This is a genomic window from Yersinia sp. 1652 StPb PI, from assembly GCF_041538345.1.
Taxonomy (GTDB): Bacteria; Pseudomonadota; Gammaproteobacteria; order Enterobacterales; family Enterobacteriaceae; genus Yersinia; species Yersinia enterocolitica_E.
Map to the genome: position 1 here is coordinate 1,598,912 of NZ_JAULSM010000001.1, position 18,402 is coordinate 1,617,313.

Sequence of the window (18,402 nt, forward strand, 5' to 3'; positions counted from 1 at the left end):
TAAGGGGATGTTGTAGTAAATAACTATTTTAAATTTTCTGGAATGGATTGCAAATTGGATAATTGCTGCCAACTGACATCATCAATAAATATGCCATGAGTCAAACGTTGTTGATGATTTCTTTGTTCCCATTCTCCAGATAATGTCAGATTATTATCGGAATGGGAACTACGTACCCAGTCTAACAGAGCTGGTATTTCCTGCTGATAACGCTGTGCTCCGCCCAAACGCTCAGGGTCAATTAATATTGTCAGCATATTATTGATGATTCTCTGCTGCCCCGGCTGCGTATTTCGTTCGGTGTTGCCCCCGGTTAATGCCGCTCCCAGCAAAGAACAGATGAGTGCCAGCCCCGAACCTTTATGTTCGCCGAATGCCCGCAGAGCGCCAAAGGGTTCTTCCATCAAATAACGTGGGTCGACCGTGGGCATGCCTTGGTGGTCTACCGCGCAACCAGGCTCTAATTGTCGCCCCTCATTCCACGCAATACGTGCTTTATTACCCGCAATAACGCTAGTGGCAAAGTCCAGAATGATTGGCTCGCCGGATAACAAGGGAACGCCTGCGCAGAAGGGATTGGTTCCTAGTCGGGCTGATTGCCCTTGCCAGGGGATGACATTGGCGCGATTGTTTACATTCGCAAAATGCAATGAGACTAACCCCGCCGCGGCAGCTTGTTCAGCCCAGGCACCGATGCGGCCTAAGTGGTGTGCATTTGCCAGACTCAAAACCGTGACTCCGTGCTGTCGGGCGCGTTCAATACCCAGTTCAATCACTTGTTTTCCAATAACCTGGCCGAAGCCATGCTGCCCGTCAAATGAAATCAACGCTCCAAAATCTGTGGTGATTTTAACCTTTGCTGCAGGATTTAATCCTCCCTCATGAATTGCCGCGATATAGCGGGGCAACATACTAACACCGTGGGAGTCATGGCCTTTGAGACTGGACTCCACCAAATTATCAGCCACGTTAGCGGCGATGCCTGAGTCTACTGAAATATCGACCAATCGATCATGCAGATATTGCCGAAGAAAATGATGACTGAAAACGGGCATTTCTAGCTCCGAAAATAATAATGGAATATCGGGAACTATAACGCTTTCAATGTTCGATACATATATAATATATAGCTATCGTTAGCTTAAAATAAGCTACAAACTTTAAATGTTAATGTGATATTATTTTTTATCATCGCTCTGTGCTTTTTATTAAATATCACATCTACCTTATTCCAAAAAATAATTTATAAATGGCGTCATTTACCCCCTAGGATGATTAAAATTTTAATTCGGACATATAAGAGGCAGGGAAATGAATAAGTCACTAACAGAAAAACGGATAAAAAAAGTTACAGGTATATTTGCGTTCACTTGTCTTGCTCTAAGTACCTTTGGTGCACATGCAGAAGGGTCTATTAGCATTGCACAGCAGTTTGGTATTGGTTATCTGATTCTTGATGTGGTGCGTGATCAACAACTGATAGAAAAGCATGGTAAACAGCAAGGGCTGGATATTAACGTTGACTGGCGCACTATCTCGGGAGCAACAGGAATGAATGAGGCACTGCTTTCTGGTGCTCTTGATGTTGCGGCTGCGGGTGTACCCCCGATGCTTACAGTGTGGGATCGTACCCGTGGGCGTCAGAATGTGAAGGCGATAGCGTCACTGGGTTCGATGCCGAATTACCTGCTAAGCAACAATCCAGCAGTAAAAAAGATAGCAGATCTTAGTGAAAAAGACCGTATCGCGGTACCGGCTGCCGGTGTGGGTTTCCAGTCCCGTACCCTACAAATTGAAACCGCCAAACTGTATGGCAATAGCGATTATAAACGCTTTGATACCATCACGGTAAGCTTGCCCCATCCTGATGCCAATGCCGCGTTGATTGCCGGTGGCTCTGAAATTTCTGCTCATTTTTCCAGCCCGCCGTTCCAATATCAGGCGCTAGAGCACGGCAACGTACATAAGATTCTTAGCTCCTATGACGTTCTGGGAGGGCCGGCAACATTTAATGTGCTGTACACCACGCAAAAATTTCATGATGAAAATCCTAAAACCTATCGGGCTTTCTATGATGCGCTGGCTGAAGCTTCTCAGATAGTTAAAGCCAACAAAGCCGCGGCGGCTGAAACCTATATTCGGGTAGAAAAGTCGCGTTTATCACCTGAATTGGTGAAGAAAATCGTTGAAGACCCAGAAATTGATTTCACTATCACACCACAGCGCACCTATGTGTACGCTGACCAGTTGCAGCAATTAGGTATCCTCAAGAATAAAGCCGACTCGTGGCAGGACTATTTCTTCGCCGAAGCTCATAACGGGGCCGGTAGCTGAGTTGTTGGTTTCTTTGGAAAACGCTAGACAGACGGTCTTTTTCCCAATTACGCCGGAGGGGGTATGAGCCGCATCATTAATGAAATATCACCGCAGCCGTTATTACAGGCCGCAGGTGTGGGTTTGGAGTATCGAACCCGCCAGAAACGCGTTCGTGCAACACATGACGTCAGTTTTGATGTCTATCCTGCCGATCGTTTTGTTCTGCTGGGGCCATCGGGTTGTGGTAAATCCAGCCTGCTTAAATCGATTGGCGGTTTTCTGCCGCCGGTTGACGGAGAGATACGCCTTGACGGTGAGGTCATTGTGGAGCCGGGGCCGGACCGCATGATGGTATTTCAGGAGTTTGATCAATTGCCCCCGTGGAAAACGGTGCTGGAAAATACGCTGTTCCCGCTGGTTGCCAGTCGTCAGGCTACCCATAAGCAAGCACGAGAGCGGGCATTACACTACCTGGATAAAGTGGGGCTTGCCGGATTTGCCGATGCTTATCCGCATATGTTATCGGGCGGTATGAAGCAGCGGGTAGCCATTGCTCGCGCGTTAGCGATGCAGCCCAAGGTATTACTGATGGATGAGCCTTTTGCCGCGCTTGATGCACTGACGCGCCGTAAAATGCAAGAGGAGTTACTGGTGCTGTGGGAGGAAATACGTTTTACGTTGCTATTTGTGACTCATTCTATTGAGGAAGCGCTGGTGGTTGGCAGCCGGATACTACTGCTGTCACCACATCCTGGGCGGGTTTGTGCCGAGGTGAACAGCCATCAGTTTTCTCTAGCTGACTACGGTAGCGATGAGTTTCAATTCGCCGCACAGCGTATCCATCATCTGCTGTTCCCCACTGAGCAAGCACAAGCTGCTCCGTCGATCCCACTGCAAGGTAAACCATATGAGCACTCAACCCCCGATCCGCTGCGAATATCAGCGTGAACTGGCCCCACTACCAGAAGTGGTGTTGACCCAGCCATTGCCCATCATTACCCGCTGTTGGAACCAGCAGTGGCTACGCCAGTTGACGGTATTACTGGTATTACTGGCGCTGTGGGAACTGGCTGCACGTTTGCAGGATAATGACCTAATGTTTCCGGGATTTATGCAAACACTGCGGGCATTTACCCAGGATATGGCCAGCGGCGAGTTGCCCGCTAAGGTTGCTATCTCGCTCAGCACTCTTCTTAAAGGGTATGCCATAGGTAGCGTGTTTGCATTAGGGCTAAGTGCTTTAGCGGTGTCGACCCGTTTTGGTCGGGATCTGCTTAATATTCTAACGTCGATGTTTAATCCGTTGCCTGCTATTGCACTACTGCCTCTGGCGTTGCTGTGGTTTGGGCTGGGAGAAAAGAGTCTGGTTTTTGTGCTAATCCATTCGGTGATGTGGCCGATGGCGTTGAATACCTACGCCGGTTTTCTCGGTGTTTCGGACACATTACGGATGGCCGGTCGTAACTATGGGCTACGCGGTGGGCGCTATGTGGCTCATATTCTTATCCCGGCAGCACTGCCTTCTATTTTGTCAGGACTTAAAATCGGCTGGGCCTTTGCATGGCGCACGCTCATTGCCGCAGAGCTGGTTTTTGGTGCGTCTAGCGGTCAAGGCGGGCTTGGCTGGTATATCTTCCAAAATCGCAATGAACTGTATACCGATAGGGTATTTGCCGGTCTGGCGACCGTAATCGTCATTGGTTTACTGGTCGAAGGGCTTATTTTCGCCACTATAGAGAAACTGACCGTCAAGCGCTGGGGTATGCAGCGCTAATACTATTTACAGGAGTTAACCATGCTGGCAATTAAAACCCCACAAAATTACCTGAATCAAGATGGCGTGACTGAGAAAGTGGGGCAGTTTATTGCGCCATTGGCTCAGAAGGTGCTTATCGTGACCAGCCCACGCGCCTGGCAGTCGGTGGGAGTAAGTGTGATAACGAGCCTGCAACGGCATCATATCTCGTTTCATATCAGCTATTTGCCAGGAGATTGTACCCGTACAGCTATTGATGCATTGGTTGTACAAGCACAGCAACTAGGCTCAGAACTTATTCTGGGGGTAGGCGGTGGTCGGGTATTAGACAGTGCGAAAGCGGTAGGGGAGACATTGGGGCAATTGCCGGTAATCACACTACCGACAATTGCGGCGACCTGTGCCGCATGGTCACCTATTAGCGTTATTTATGATGAGGCTGGGGCTCATATCGGCCCTTTATCCTTAACGCGGTTACCGGTCTGGGTATTGGTCGATAGCCAGACGATTGCCAGAACAGCGCCACGCTACCTGAATGCAGGTATCGTCGATGCATTGGCTAAATGGTATGAGTTTCTTCCTTATCTGCGAAAGGGTGATGATGGATTGGCACTGATACTAAAGTCACAGGTCGCGAAACAGGCACTGGATACCTTTAATACCTATGGACAGCAGGCTATCGCAGCTAATCAACGCCAGGAAGTCAGTGTTGCACTGCGTAAAGTGATCGATGCAGTTATCGCACTGGCAGGCTTAGCTAATAGCATGGCTGATGATATTCCACGAATCGGAATTGCTCACGCGATCCATAACAGCATGACCCGTCTGCCAGAGCTTCACCATTGGCTACACGGTGAGAAAGTCGGCTTCGGGCTGGTGGTACAGTCGTTTATCGAGCACGAGCAAGAGGCTGATCGTGATGAGTTATTGTCGTTATTACCTCGTTTTGGCTGCCCGTTGACGTTAGAAGATTTGGGATTCAAGCATAATGATGAACAGGTGAAAAAGATTGCTAAGGGCGTCGTTATTGCTCCGCATATTGCAGCACGATTACCCTTTTCGCTGGCATGGGAACGCATAGAACAGGCCCTGCTTTCTACCCAAAATTTACATCTGGAAGCCCCTTATCATTGAGTTAGGCTAGAGGACGACTGCGATATAGCCCTGTTCTGTTTGTCGGGGCTAATCGCATTCTTATTTCTGCCCCACTGACGGGGTGAGTCAACTATTTCAATGTACCAATAGCCAATTCCGTTATTTTCCTGGCAAGAAAATGAAGATATTGCAGAACACGAGTTAGGTCTGTAGCAAGCTTTTGCTTATGGTGTTGCGGTATTTGGTACCTGGGTTGAGCAGGCCATCCAGTAATAGTGATTATTATTAAATTCAAACTTACTCAGTACCTGTAATCCCAACTTACGTGAATGCGCAACGTATGAGCGATGATTTATTTCATTAATAAAGGTTATCAGAATAGGAAAGCGTGTAGACATTTTTTCCAAAGAGAAAGCAAAAAGCTGCTGAAGTACACCGCTACCGCGCATGGATTGGTCTATACAAATGGGACCATACTGATAGGAGTTTTCGACAGACAATGTTTGTCCAGCAAAGGTATTCTCATCTAATTTATTTATCATATGTTCGAACAATGGCCAGGGAGACCAGAATTGCCAGGATGCAGCCATAACAAAAGCCACCACATTCCCCTCTTTCTTGGCGATAAATAATCCTTGTTCCTCCGTCACCAGTGATAACATCTGTTGTTGTGTCATCTGTGTGGTAACAAAACCCTCTTTTTTATCATCTTCATTAATCGTTGCTACATGGTATTTTTTTAGTAATGCCATGACTTGTTCAATATCAGTAACACTCGCCACACACAATTCCATATACATATCCTTTTTTAATTGAGCACGTTACCGTGCTGGGACTGTTATCCGCTACTGTCTCTAACTTTATGTAACACTCATAATTCAGGCTGATATTTTATCTTAAAGATGCCGTTTAGTTTTAACACGGCATAAGGTGTTTTTCCACTCTGTGTCTTACGAACACGAGCTTTATGAACATGGTGACAATTTAAACTTGGTGTAAGAAAGATTAAGCAGAATTTCGGCAGTGCCTGAAGACAATGGTGTTGTGTTTATACGCCCATTAACGACCTCAGACAGAAAAATAAAATAAGCGCCTATAATTTATAAAGACATTTCAAACTCAATAAAACAATTGGTGACATTATTTTTAACATTTGTGATGGGTTTATATTTTAGTGGGCTATAAAATGAAATTTATTCATATATATCGGACTTAAATGAGTTTAATTAAAGCCACTTGGAGTTAAATATCCGTAAACTGAATTAAAGATACCACAAGTAGCACTTAATCCTGTTAAATTGATTATTATAGTTTAAAGTTACAAAATTCTTGATTTATTTTCTGATTCTTTATTTTTACTCTTTAATTTCATTATCTTATGTTCGTTTTTTATTTTACCAATCAGGGTTTGGTATATATTTCATTATTTGTTTTAGGAAAATGCCCGATTAAATGTCTCATTTTCTATATTATTGATGGGACTTTAAATATGCTTAGAGTGAATTTATTCGTTTTGATGAAAAAATTCAATCCTTTAGATCTATTTTATAATTTGTCGATGATACATATCAGCAGTATAACGTCGTCATCAATTTAATTTATTGATGCTCAGGGTTGAAATGCAGTGGCATAAAATAATAATTAGTGAACAGATAATCAGTGATTTTTTATAAGGGAATTTTATGAAATCAGTAGCAATAGTGATATTGATGGTCAGTACATTTTTAGGAGGATGCGCGACAAAAGATAAAACCGAATCAGAAAAGCAAACGGCTACCATTATTAAGAACAATACAAGCAATCAGTGTGTAAACGATTTTTCAGTTCTGAAAAAATTGAACACTGATGAGTTTGGCGTTTTTAGAGGACAGTTTGAGCAGATTAATCACATGTATGCTTTCCTGGATCAGAATAGAAATATTCTTGATGATGACCCAAAACAACTTATTTCTCTGGAGTTGAATTCTAAACTAAAAATGGTGTGTGCCAGAGTTAGGCATACTACTTTTAACGAGGTTCAAAGAAAAGTAAATGTAATCGCGAAGTTATAATTGTGATTAAAATAGTAATGTTTAATTATTCTTAATAATTGACAGGGTGGTGTTGATTTTATTTTGATGCTCATTTTTTAGTAAAGCTAATTAAGATGTCTATTGTAGGGTGGTTTGGCATGCTAAATCACTCATTTTTAATTGAGGGTTATACAAAGAATATAATTTATATTATTGACGTTATTTTAAAGTGTGCTTGTTAATTTTAAGTTAATTAAGTGGCGGTGACGTTAATTTAAAATTACTGGGGATAATTATCTAATATCTTCATCATCATTTATGTCGTGCATATAGCGTATTCGAGTGCTAGTTGCTTGCTCTCAAAATGGAATTTTTACTCACATGAATCAATTTAATTCTAACTGCGTGTTTATGCGGGGAGTGGCATTTATCACTTTAGTGGTTCAAATATGCTTACTTCTTACCGCTACCATCACACCTATTATTTCACTGTCCGCGCATGCCGATAGCTTAGATGATGCAATGATAAATATGAGAGCATCAGATATCTTGAATGAACACACTTCGGCAGCAGTGACTATTGATTCAAGTCGATCTAACAATCCACCGCAAGAGACAGTAAATCCTCCTATTTTTTCGCCATCTTCACCTCTAAATGAGCCCGCAGAGCCCTTGATTGCATCACAGCAAAATGGGTTACCAGATTTAGGCTCAGATAAACATGAAGTTGGCGACATCCGTACTAATAATAAATATGAGATCACGGAAAATAACGTGGCGAGTGCGTTTTCCAATTTTGGCAGTGTGATGAGCAGTAGTGAGCCTGGCAAAGCTGGCGAAAATGCAATAAAAGGCGTCTCCTCAGGTCTGGCCTCACAAATGGCTTCAGATTGGTTGGGGCAATACGGTAATGCCAGAGTGCAATTGAACTCATCAGGTACCGGTAATGCCGATGTATTGCTGCCACTAGCAGAATCAGAAAGTGCACTGTTATTTGCTCAACTAGGGGTCCGTCATAATGGACAACGCGCAACAAATAATAGCGGCATTGGCGTACGTGGATTTACCGATGACTGGACCTTCGGTGTAAATACCTTTTATGACTATGACATGACCGGTAAAAATAGCCGTTTGGGGGTCGGGGGTGAAGCTTGGACAGATTATCTCAAATTCTCCACAAATGGTTATTTCCGAATAACCGACTGGCATCAGTCGGTATTGTCCGATATGGAGGATTATAACGAACGCCCGGCTAACGGGTTTGATGTGCGGGCAGAGGCCTATTTACCCTCTCATCCCCAATTGGGTGGACGGCTAGTCTATGAAAAGTATTTTGGTAAAGGCGTTGCATTAGGCAGTGGAAATACCAGCCCTGATGATTTAGGTCATTCACCCTCTGCCATTACCGTTGGGGTTAATTATACGCCTATTCCATTGGTAACTTTCGATGCTTCCCATAAGAAAGGGCGCAATGTCGATAATGATTTTCAGCTAGGGATCAATTTAAATTACCGTTTTGGCGTACCGTGGATTGATCAAATTAGCAAACAGACCGTTGGTTTAATGCGCAGTGTGGCGGGTAGCCGTTACGATATCATTGACCGTAATTACGATATTGTTATGCAATATCAAAAGCAGGACTTAATTCATCTGAGTTTGCCTGAGCAGATTACCGCATATGCTATGGAAGATATCTCACTAACGGCAAAAGTGGCCTCGAAATACGGGGTGAAAAATATCGTATGGCATGCCCCTGCATTGCTTGCTGCCGGTGGCAGTATAACGATGTCAAGTGTGGGAACAGTGTTAATCACTCTCCCGGCCTATCAACCATCCGTTAGCCTGAATAATTATCAAGTTAGCGCCACGGCATATGATGTCCGGGGTAATAAATCCAATACGGCTACCACAACCCTGCTGGTTGAGCGCTCTCTACATAATATTACCCTTAAACATGTTGGTAATCACACAACGCTGGCCGATGGTTTATCTACGGTGGCTTTTGAAGCCACAGTGATTAATACCGCGAATAATGCTAACCAACCGATAACGGGTATGGCCGTTACGCTCAGTTCTACCCTGGGAACAATCACTCCGCAAACTGCGGCAACCGACAGTAACGGAAAGGTTAGTGGTATTGTCACAACCAGTACTCGTTCAGGGAGTGGGACAGTTTCTGCCTCCTTGATGAACGGCAACCATGATACAAAACCGGTCAGGTTCACGGCAGACAGTAGCACGGTAAGAATTATTAATGGTGACCTGACTGTCGTTCGTGACAAGGCGATTGCCAACGGCGTCGCGACTAACAGTGTGAAGGCCATTATCAAGGATGCTAACGGCAATCCAGTATCCGATCAGGCGGTCAGTTTCTACGCCAATAATAATGCTGTTATTGCCAGCAGTGGCATTACTGATGCTGATGGTAGTGTGATCATGACACTCACCAATACCATCAGTACTGTTGTTACTGTAACCGCTAGCGTCAATGGCAGTAGCCAAAGTGTCAATGTGACATTTGTTACCCCCGCCAACATTGCCAGTGGTAACTTGAAAGTCGTTACTGACGGCGCTGTTGCGAATGGTACGAAAACTAACAGTGTGAAAGCCATTGTTACTGATGGACACAATGCACCAGTATCAAATCAAGTGGTCAGTTTCAGTGTTGCCAACGGAAGCGGTGCCACTATCGCCACTCAGGGCACGACGGGCCCAGATGGTTCGGTAACGGTAATGCTTACCAGTATCAAAGCCGGTGTTGTTACCGTGACGGCAACTATTAATGGTAGTGCTCAAACGGTGGACGTGACCTTTATTGCCGATGTGAGTACTGCGCAAATCCAGACGCTAACGGAAGTCACCGCACTAAACAGTGGCATTGTGGCGGACGGCAGCCAGACCCACAGGGTACAGGCACGGGTGACCGATGCGCAGGGTAACCCGCTGGTCAATCAGACCGTGACCTTTGCCGCCAGCAGCGGCGCTACACTGGTGTCGTCGGTGGTGACAGTCACCGACAGTGACGGGTATATCCCGATGGCACTGACCAGTCTCCGGGCCGGGGTGATCACCGTGACCGCCACCCTCCGTGGGGGCAGTGGTAACAGTAAAACAGTGGATGTGGCCTTTATTGCTGATACCAGCAGTGCGCGGCTTGAGACGTTGACTGAAGTCACCGCAGCGAACAGCGGCATTGTGGCGGATGGCAGCCAGACCCACCGTGTGCGGGCACGAGTGACGGATGCGCAGGGCAACCCGCTGCTTAATCAGACCGTGACCTTTAGCGTCAGTAATGGTGCCACGCTGGTGAATCAGACGATGACGGTGACCGACAGTGACGGTTATCTCCCGATGGCACTGACCAGTACGCTGGCCGGGACTGTCACCGTTACTGCCACCCTGATTGGGGGCAGTGGCAACAGCAAAACGGTGGCTGTGGCCTTTATTGCTGATGCTAACAGTGCGCGGCTTGAGACGCTGACCGAAATCACGGCGTCAAACAGTGGCATTGTGGCGAACGGTAGCCAGACCCATAGCGTGCAGGCGCGGGTGACTGATGCGCAGGGTAACCCGCTGGTCAATCAGACCGTGACCTTTAGCGCCGGTAATGGTGCCACGCTGGTGAGTCAAACGGTGACAGTGACCGACAGTGACGGGTATATCCCGATGGCACTGACCAGTACGCTGGCCGGGACTGTCACTGTTACTGCCACCCTGATTGGGGGCAGTGGCAACAGCAAAACGGTGGCTGTGGCCTTTATTGCCGATACCAGCAGTGCACACATCGCGACGCTGACTGAAATCACGGCGGCGAACAGTGGCATTGTGGCCGATGGTAGCCAGACCCATAGCGTGCGAGCGCAGGTCACCGATGCGCAGGGTAACCCGCTGCCCAATCAGACGGTGACCTTTGCCGCCAGTAGCGGCGCTACCCTGGTGAATCAGACGGTGACGGTGACCGACAGTGACGGGTATATCCCAATGGCACTGACCAGTATCCGGGCTGGAGCCATCACCGTGACCGCCAGCCTGAGCGGAAGCAATAGCAAAACGGTGGCTGTGGCCTTTATTGCCGATACCAGCAGTGCGCGCATCACGACGCTGACTGAAATCACGGCGGCAAACAATGGCATTGTGGCGGACGGCAGCCAGACCCATCGCGTGCAGGCACGGGTGACCGATGCGCAGGGTAACCCACTGATTAATCAGACTGTGACCTTTGTCGCCAGCAGCGGTGCTACCCTGGTGAATCAGACGGTGACGGTGACCGACAGTGACGGGTATATCCCGGCGGCACTGACCAGTATCCAGGCCGGGACCATCACCGTGACCGCCAGCCTCAGTGGAAGTAACGACAAAACGGTGGACGTGATCTTTATTGCTGATGTCACTACCGCACAAATCGCCACCCTGACTGAAACCACCGCGCTAAACAGTGGCATCGTGGCGGACGGCAACGAGATCCATAGCGTGCGGGCGCAGGTCACCGATGTGAACGGTAACCCGCTGGCCAATCAGACAGTAACCTTTGCCGCCGATAACGGTGCCACGCTGGTGAATCAGGCGGTGACGGTGACCGACAGTGACGGGTATATCCCAATGGCGCTGACCAGTATCCGGGCCGGAGCCATCACCGTGACCGCCAGTCTCAGCGGGGGCAACAGTAAAGAGGTGCAAGTGATCTTTATTGCTGATGTCACTACCGCACAGATAGTCACTCTGAGCGAAATCACTGGGCCAAATAGCGGCATTGTGGCGGACGGCAGCCAGACCCATACCGTACAGGCACGGGTGACCGATGCAAACGGTAACCCACTGATTAATCGGACCGTGACCTTTAGCGCCGATAACGGTGCCACGCTGGTGAATCAGGCGGTGACGGTGACCGACAGTGACGGGTATATCCCAATGGCACTGACCAGTATCCGGGCCGGGGCGGTCACCGTGACCGCCAGCCTCAGCGGAAGTAACGACAAAACGGTGGTTGTCACCTTTATTGCTGATGTCACTACCGCACAAATCGCCACCCTGACTGAAATCACGGCGCCAAACAGTGGCATTGTGGCGGACGGTAGCCAGACCCACAGTGTGCGGGCGCAGGTCACCGATGCGCAGGGTAACCCACTGATTAATCAGACGGTGACCTTTGTCGCCAGCAGTGGCGCTACTCTGGTGAGCCAGACGGTGACGGTGACCGACAGTGACGGGTATCTCCCAATGGCGCTGACCAGTATCCGGGCCGGAGCCATCACCGTGACCGCCAGCCTGAGCGGAAGCAATAGCAAAGTGGTGGACGTCGCCTTTATTGCTGATGCTACTACCGCACAGATAGTCACTCTGAGCGAAACCACCGCGCCAAACAGCGGCATTATGGCGGACGGCAGCCAGACCCATAGCGTACGGGCGCGGGTCAGCGATGCGAACGGTAACCCACTGGCCAATCAGACGGTGACTTTTACCGCCAGTAATGGCGCCACGCTGGTACCGTCGGTGACGGTAACCGACAGTGACGGGCATATCCCGATGGCACTGACCAGTATCCGGGCCGGGGTCATCACCGTGACCGCCAGCCTCAGCGGAAGCAATAGCAAAACAGTAGACGTAACCTTTACTGCTGATACCAGCAGTGCACGCATCGCGACGCTGACTGAAACCACGGCGGCAAACAATGGCATTGTGGCGGACGGCAGCCAGACCCATAGCGTACGGGCGCGAGTGACGGATGCACAGGGCAATCCGCTGGCCAACCAGACGGTGACCTTTAGCGCCGGTAACGGTGCCACCCTGGTGAATCAGACGGTGACAGTCACCGACAGTGACGGGTATATCCCGGCGGCACTGACCAGTATTCGGGCCGGGGCCATCACCGTGAGCGCCAGCCTGAGCGGGGGCAACAGTAAAGAGGTGGATGTGATCTTTATTGCTGATGTCACCGCACAGATAGTCGCCCTGAGCGAAACCACCGCGCCAAACAGCGGCATTGTGGCGGACGGCAGCCAGACCCACAGTGTGCGGGCGCAGGTCAGCGATGCGAACGGCAACCCGCTGGCCAATCAGACCGTGACCTTTGCCGCCAGTAATGGCGCCACGCTGGTGAATCAGGCGATGACGGTGACCGACAGTAACGGGTATATCCCGGCGGCACTGACCAATATCCGGGCCGGGGCAGTCAATGTGACTGCCAGCCTGAGCGGGGGTAACAGTAAAAGGTGCAAGTGATCTTTATTGCCGATGCCACTACCGCACAGATAGTCGCCCTGAGCGAAACCACCGCGCCAAACAGCGGCATTGTGGCGGACGGCAGCCAGACCCATACCGTACGGGCCCAGGTCAGCGATGCGAACGGTAACCCGCTGGCTAATCAGACCGTGACCTTTAGCGCCGGTAATGGTGCCACGCTGGTGCCGTCGGTGGTGATGACGGACAGTGACGGGTATATCCCGATGGCGCTGACCAGCATCCGGGCCGGGGCAGTCAATGTGACAGCCAGCCTGAGCGGGGGCAACAGTAAAGAGGTGGAAGTGATCTTTATTGCTGATGTCACTACCGCACAGATAGTCACCCTGAGCGAAACCACCGCGCCAAACAGTGGCATTGTGGCGGACGGCAGCCAGACCCACAGTGTGCGGGCGCAGGTCACCGATGCTAACGGTAACCCACTGATTAATCAGACGGTAACCTTTGCCGCCAGTAATGGCGTCACGCTGGTACCGTCGGTGACGGTGACCGACAGTGACGGGTATATCCCAATGGCGCTGACCAGTATCCGGGCCGGGGCAGTCAATGTGACAGCCAGCCTGAGCGGGGGCAACAGTAAAGAGGTGGAAGTGATCTTTATTGCTGATGTCACTACCGCACAGATAGTCACCCTGAGCGAAACCACAGCGCCAAACAGTGGCATCGTGGCGGACGGCAGCCAGACTCAGTGTGCGGGCGCAGGTTACCGATGCAAACGGCAACCCGCTGGCCAATCAGACGGTAACCTTTGCCGCCAGTAATGGCGCCACGCTGGTACCGTCGGTGACGGTAACCGACAGTGACGGGTATATCCCGGCGGCACTGACCAGTATCCGGGCCGGGATCATCACCGTGAGCGCCAGCCTGAGCGGGGGCAACAGTAAAGAGGTGCAAGTGATCTTTATTGCTGATGTCACTACCGCACAGATAGTCACCCTGAGCGAAACCACAGCGCCAAACAGTGGCATCGTGGCGGACGACAGCCAGACCCACAGTGTGCGGGCGCAGGTCACCGATGCAAACGGTAATCCGCTGGCCAATCAGACGGTGACCTTTGTCGCCAGCAGTGGTGCCACGCTGGTGCCATCGGTGACGGTGACCGACAGTGACGGCTATATCCCAATGGCGCTGACCAGTATTCGGGCCGGGGCCATCACCGTGACCGCCAGCCTCAGTGGAAGTAACGACAAAACGGTGGACGTGATCTTTATTGCTGATGTCACTACCGCACAAATCGCCACCCTGACTGAAACCACCGCGCTAAACAGTGGCATCGTGGCGGACGGCAATGAGATCCATAGCGTGCGGGCGCAGGTCACCGATGCGAACGGTAACCCGCTGGCCAATCAGACGGTAACCTTTGCCGCCGATAACGGTGCCACGCTGGTGAATCAGGCGGTGACAGTGACCGACAGTGACGGGTATATCCCGATGGCACTGACCAATATCCGGGCCGGGGCAGTCAATGTGACTGCCAGCCTGAACGGGGGTAACAGTAAAGAGGTGGAAGTGATCTTTATTGCTGATGTCACTACCGCACAGATCGTTGCCCTGACCAAAATCACTGCGCTTAACAGTGACATCGTGGCAGATGGCAACGATATCCATAGCGTGCAGGCGCAGGTCACCGATGCTAAGGGTAACCCGCTGGCCAATCAGACGGTAATTTTTACCGCTGACAACGGCGCCACCCTGGTAAGTCAGACGGCCACTGACAGTGATGGGTATATCAGGACAAATCTGACCAATACCCGGGCTGGGGCTGTTAATGTTACCGCAACCCTGACTGGGGGCAGTGGTAACAATATGACGGTGCAAATCATCTTTATTGCTGATGTTACTACCGCACAGATAGTCACCCTGAGCGAAATCACCGCGCCAAACAGTGGCATTGTGGCGGACGGCAGCCAGACTCACAGTGTGCGGGCGCAGGTCACCGATGCGAACGGTAACCCGCTGGCCAATCAGACGGTGACCTTTGTCGCCAGCAGTGGTGCCACGTTGGTGCCGTCGGTGGTGATGACCGACAGTGATGGGTATATCCCGACGGCACTGTCCAGTATCCGGGCCGGGGCCATCACCGTGAGCGCCAGCCTGAGTGGGGGCAGCAGTAAAGAGGTGGAAGTGACCTTTATTGCTGATGTCAGTACCGCAAAAATCGCCACCCTGACTGAAACCACCGCGCTAAACAGTGGCATCGTGGCGGACGGCAATGAGATCCATAGTGTGCGGGCGCAGGTCACCGATGCGAACGATAACCCGCTGGTCAATCAGGTAGTGATTTTTACCGTCGGTAATGGTGCCACGCTGATGCCATCGGTGATGATGACTGACAGTGACGGGTATATCCCGGCGGCATTAACCAGTATCCGAGCCGGGGATATCGCGGTGATTGCCACCCTTATCGGGGTCAGTAATGACACCAAAAAGATAGACGTGCTCTTTATTGCCGATGTTAATAGCGCGAAAGTGATTTTAGAAAAGAGCCTAGATAATCAACCTGCTGATGGGGTGGCAGATGCTGCAATAAAAGTGACGGTAACAGATGCCAACAATAATCCATTGCCAGGCCAGAATATAACCGTTGTTGCGGATAATGGCGCAATTATCAGCAGTAATAGTAATGGTACCAGCGGTGCCGATGGGACTTTTGTTATAACACTGAAAAGTTCAACAATTGGTAATAGCGCGGTGACCGCAACACTGGATAATACCAGTAGCGCAATGGTTGTGATGACATTTGTTGCTGTACCTTTTGAGATCAGATTGACCTTAACCATGGGGGGATAACCGTGCTGTAGCTGATGACACTTTATGGTGGCAGCGTTAGGTTCTTGACGCATTGAGGACATTAGCAGGAATAGACAGAAGTATGTATTAGTAGGCGGCAGGGAAAAGAGGAAAGCTAAAGGGCATCTAATTAAATAGAAGCCCTTTAGCTTAAGTATCATTATTTCGGTTTCGATAAATTATTGTAAACGTTATTTAGTATAAAACGCTTTCCTTTAGTTATTACTGTTCCGATATTGCGTTAGTGGACTGATATTATGGAAATAGATTAAGATGAGATTATTAAATCTACTGGTGTTTATTCTGCTGATGACAGTGTTTCCTGGCACTGTTTATGCGGAATTTATCATAAAAAACCTGCAAACAAGTTTGTCAGAAATGAGTATGGATGTGGTATTCCAGCCTGGTGGTTCTGCGTATGTTAATTATTGTCGGCCACAAAATGTTAGCCATACTACATTAGAACGTTGTTTACTAACATATAAAGTCAGAGCAGTTACCTCCGGAGGTCTAGGGGTTGACTTATACACTGGCGCGTTTGATTTACGAGGGGATGGCACATATGACCAACAATTGTTAGCTGCTTCAACAATGGACGAAGCACTAGCGATCGCACAATTTCACGGGGTAATACTTTCTTATCGCATAGTGATATCACGCTCAGCACTGGTTTCGATATCCGGTACATCGGGGAGTTTTGCAATGATAACTGGAGCTGAGGGAAAACCCTGTAATGCGGCGGGTACCTCATGTTATACATTTTCATCTGCTCTACTAGGTACATATAACTTTAACCTTAAAACAGCCAATATTGATGTTGTATGTGAGGCGAGTAGTTTGTCACAACGTTCAGCGACCCTAAGTGGGCCACATATATATGTGCATGATAGTAATGGGACGCGCTTATCACAAGCCATTAATCCTATTGATGTATCTATGAACTGTGTTAATTGGAGCCCAACGGCTAATACCAAAGCGGTCGACTTTGTCGTCACTCCGAGCGAAGGGGCCGCCACCGGCAGTAATACTCAGGTAGCTTGCGGAGTTTATAAAAATACGCTTGCCGGGACAGCTTCAGGTTATACACATACTCAGACAATCTCCTTGTCTGGTTTTGGTGATACTATTTCAACGTTCTCAACACCGGCACTTTATTTTGGTGTTTATGTTAAACAGCCATCTAGCTCCGCAGAAACCTCGTTACCGCAATTAAATTGTGAGTTTTCAGGCGAGTTTAGCGTACAGTAATCGGCGATTTTTATGAGTGTTCTTTCTGTGAGAATTGTAGGAGATATTAATGGTTCCCTGCTCTTTTAATTCGACCTAAGTAAAGTAAGGTTAGATATTCCAATACAGTGAGAATTTTCCATTTTTATCGATTTGAAATGGAGGGTGTTATTGTGCATTAATACTATGGTGCATCTGAATAATAATGAATTTTCTTAGGTGTCTATTTGATGGATTACGCCCTATAAAGGTTGCGGGTACTTTATTAAGGAGATATGATGCTTGACATGACAGTGCTTGTTGTTGATGAACATCCTATAATTAGAAGTGTTATAAAACGTATTATAGAGTGTAAAGGAGGTGAGGTTTTAGAAAGTAATTGTCGAACAGAATCGGTTAGGATAGCCCATATGCATAAACCAGATTTGATTATTCTTGATATTCTTACAAATGAATATTCAGGTCTTGGCCTGATTGAACAAATATTAAGAGTTTCACCTGATTCAAAAATAATAATTTTCACTGCGATGGTATTTAATGATTATGCTATAAAATGTATGGACTGTGGTGTTTATGGTTATGTCTCTAAAACCGATAGCATTGATAATTTGGAAAGTGCCATTAAAGCGGTTATGTCGGGTTATTGTTATTTTCCAAAGCTTATTATTAGTTTTAAAAATGATGATAATGATGAACAAAGAAATGAATATCTTATAATAAAAAGTCTATCACCTAATGAAATTGCTGTTATGCAAGGGATTAGCCAGGGTTTGACGATTAATGATATAGCCAATAACATCAATGTTAGTCGAAAGACAATTAGTGCATATAAAAGAAAATTGCATGAAAAGTTCAATGCGAAGTCTATTATTCAGTTGTCGATTATTGCTAAGCGTCATGGGCTCCGACAATGACAAGCTCTACTTCACTCAGTAAAAATCATCCTCATCATCCCCCCTAAAATCCCTC

Annotated in this window: 12 protein-coding genes; 10 read left to right on the top strand and 2 right to left on the bottom strand. The window is 48.3% G+C overall.

Features of this window, described 5'->3' with window-relative positions; genetic code table 11:
* Positions 1-23: 23 nt before the first annotated feature.
* Positions 24-1,055 carry a malate/lactate/ureidoglycolate dehydrogenase gene (locus Q2T71_RS07190; RefSeq protein WP_372558579.1) on the bottom strand — a complete coding sequence of 344 codons (1,032 nt, stop codon included), beginning with the start codon at positions 1,053-1,055 and terminating at the stop codon, positions 24-26.
* A gap of 256 nt (positions 1,056-1,311) precedes the next feature.
* Here Q2T71_RS07190 and Q2T71_RS07195 point away from each other — a divergent pair, with 256 nt between their 5' ends.
* The 4 genes from Q2T71_RS07195 to Q2T71_RS07210 all read left to right on the top strand — a co-directional run bounded on the left by Q2T71_RS07195 (position 1,312) and on the right by Q2T71_RS07210 (position 5,206).
* Positions 1,312-2,334 carry an ABC transporter substrate-binding protein gene (locus Q2T71_RS07195; RefSeq protein ID WP_372558580.1) on the top strand — a complete coding sequence of 341 codons (1,023 nt, stop codon included), beginning with the start codon at positions 1,312-1,314 and terminating at the stop codon, positions 2,332-2,334.
* A gap of 63 nt (positions 2,335-2,397) precedes the next feature.
* Positions 2,398-3,264: an ABC transporter ATP-binding protein gene (locus Q2T71_RS07200; RefSeq protein WP_372558581.1), complete on the top strand. Its 867-nt coding sequence runs from the start codon at positions 2,398-2,400 to the stop codon at positions 3,262-3,264.
* Positions 3,224-4,090, top strand: coding sequence for an ABC transporter permease (locus Q2T71_RS07205; protein WP_372558582.1), 867 nt, complete (start codon positions 3,224-3,226; stop codon positions 4,088-4,090). The genes Q2T71_RS07200 and Q2T71_RS07205 overlap by 41 nt, the downstream gene beginning before the upstream one ends.
* A gap of 21 nt (positions 4,091-4,111) precedes the next feature.
* The gene (locus Q2T71_RS07210; protein ID WP_372558583.1) at positions 4,112-5,206 is read left to right on the top strand and encodes an iron-containing alcohol dehydrogenase family protein; all 1,095 of its coding nucleotides are present in this window, start codon (positions 4,112-4,114) and stop codon (positions 5,204-5,206) included.
* A 185-nt stretch (positions 5,207-5,391) separates the two neighbouring features.
* On the opposite strand, the gene Q2T71_RS07215 is transcribed toward Q2T71_RS07210, so the two are convergent.
* Positions 5,392-5,961, bottom strand: coding sequence for a GNAT family acetyltransferase (locus tag Q2T71_RS07215; RefSeq protein ID WP_372558584.1), 570 nt, complete (start codon positions 5,959-5,961; stop codon positions 5,392-5,394).
* A gap of 888 nt (positions 5,962-6,849) precedes the next feature.
* On the opposite strand from Q2T71_RS07215, the gene Q2T71_RS07220 reads away from it, so the two are divergent.
* The 6 genes from Q2T71_RS07220 (at position 6,850) to Q2T71_RS07245 (ending at position 18,347) form a co-directional block, all read left to right on the top strand.
* On the top strand, positions 6,850-7,218 hold the full coding sequence (locus tag Q2T71_RS07220; RefSeq protein WP_372558585.1) for a hypothetical protein: 369 nt from the start codon (positions 6,850-6,852) through the stop codon (positions 7,216-7,218).
* 735 nt (positions 7,219-7,953) lie between these two features.
* Entirely contained in the window at positions 7,954-13,398 is a 5,445-nt protein-coding gene (locus tag Q2T71_RS07225) for an Ig-like domain-containing protein (RefSeq protein ID WP_372558586.1), read from the top strand.
* Entirely contained in the window at positions 13,389-14,177 is a 789-nt protein-coding gene (locus Q2T71_RS07230) for an Ig-like domain-containing protein (RefSeq protein WP_372558587.1), read from the top strand. The genes Q2T71_RS07225 and Q2T71_RS07230 overlap by 10 nt, the downstream gene beginning before the upstream one ends.
* Entirely contained in the window at positions 14,074-16,206 is a 2,133-nt protein-coding gene (locus Q2T71_RS07235) for a beta strand repeat-containing protein (protein WP_372558588.1), read from the top strand. Before Q2T71_RS07230 ends, Q2T71_RS07235 begins: the two co-directional genes overlap by 104 nt.
* Before the next feature lie 273 nt (positions 16,207-16,479).
* Positions 16,480-17,454 carry a heme utilization protein gene (locus Q2T71_RS07240; protein ID WP_372558589.1) on the top strand — a complete coding sequence of 325 codons (975 nt, stop codon included), beginning with the start codon at positions 16,480-16,482 and terminating at the stop codon, positions 17,452-17,454.
* 254 nt (positions 17,455-17,708) lie between these two features.
* Positions 17,709-18,347: a response regulator gene (locus Q2T71_RS07245; RefSeq protein WP_372558590.1), complete on the top strand. Its 639-nt coding sequence runs from the start codon at positions 17,709-17,711 to the stop codon at positions 18,345-18,347.
* Positions 18,348-18,402: the final 55 nt, after the last annotated feature.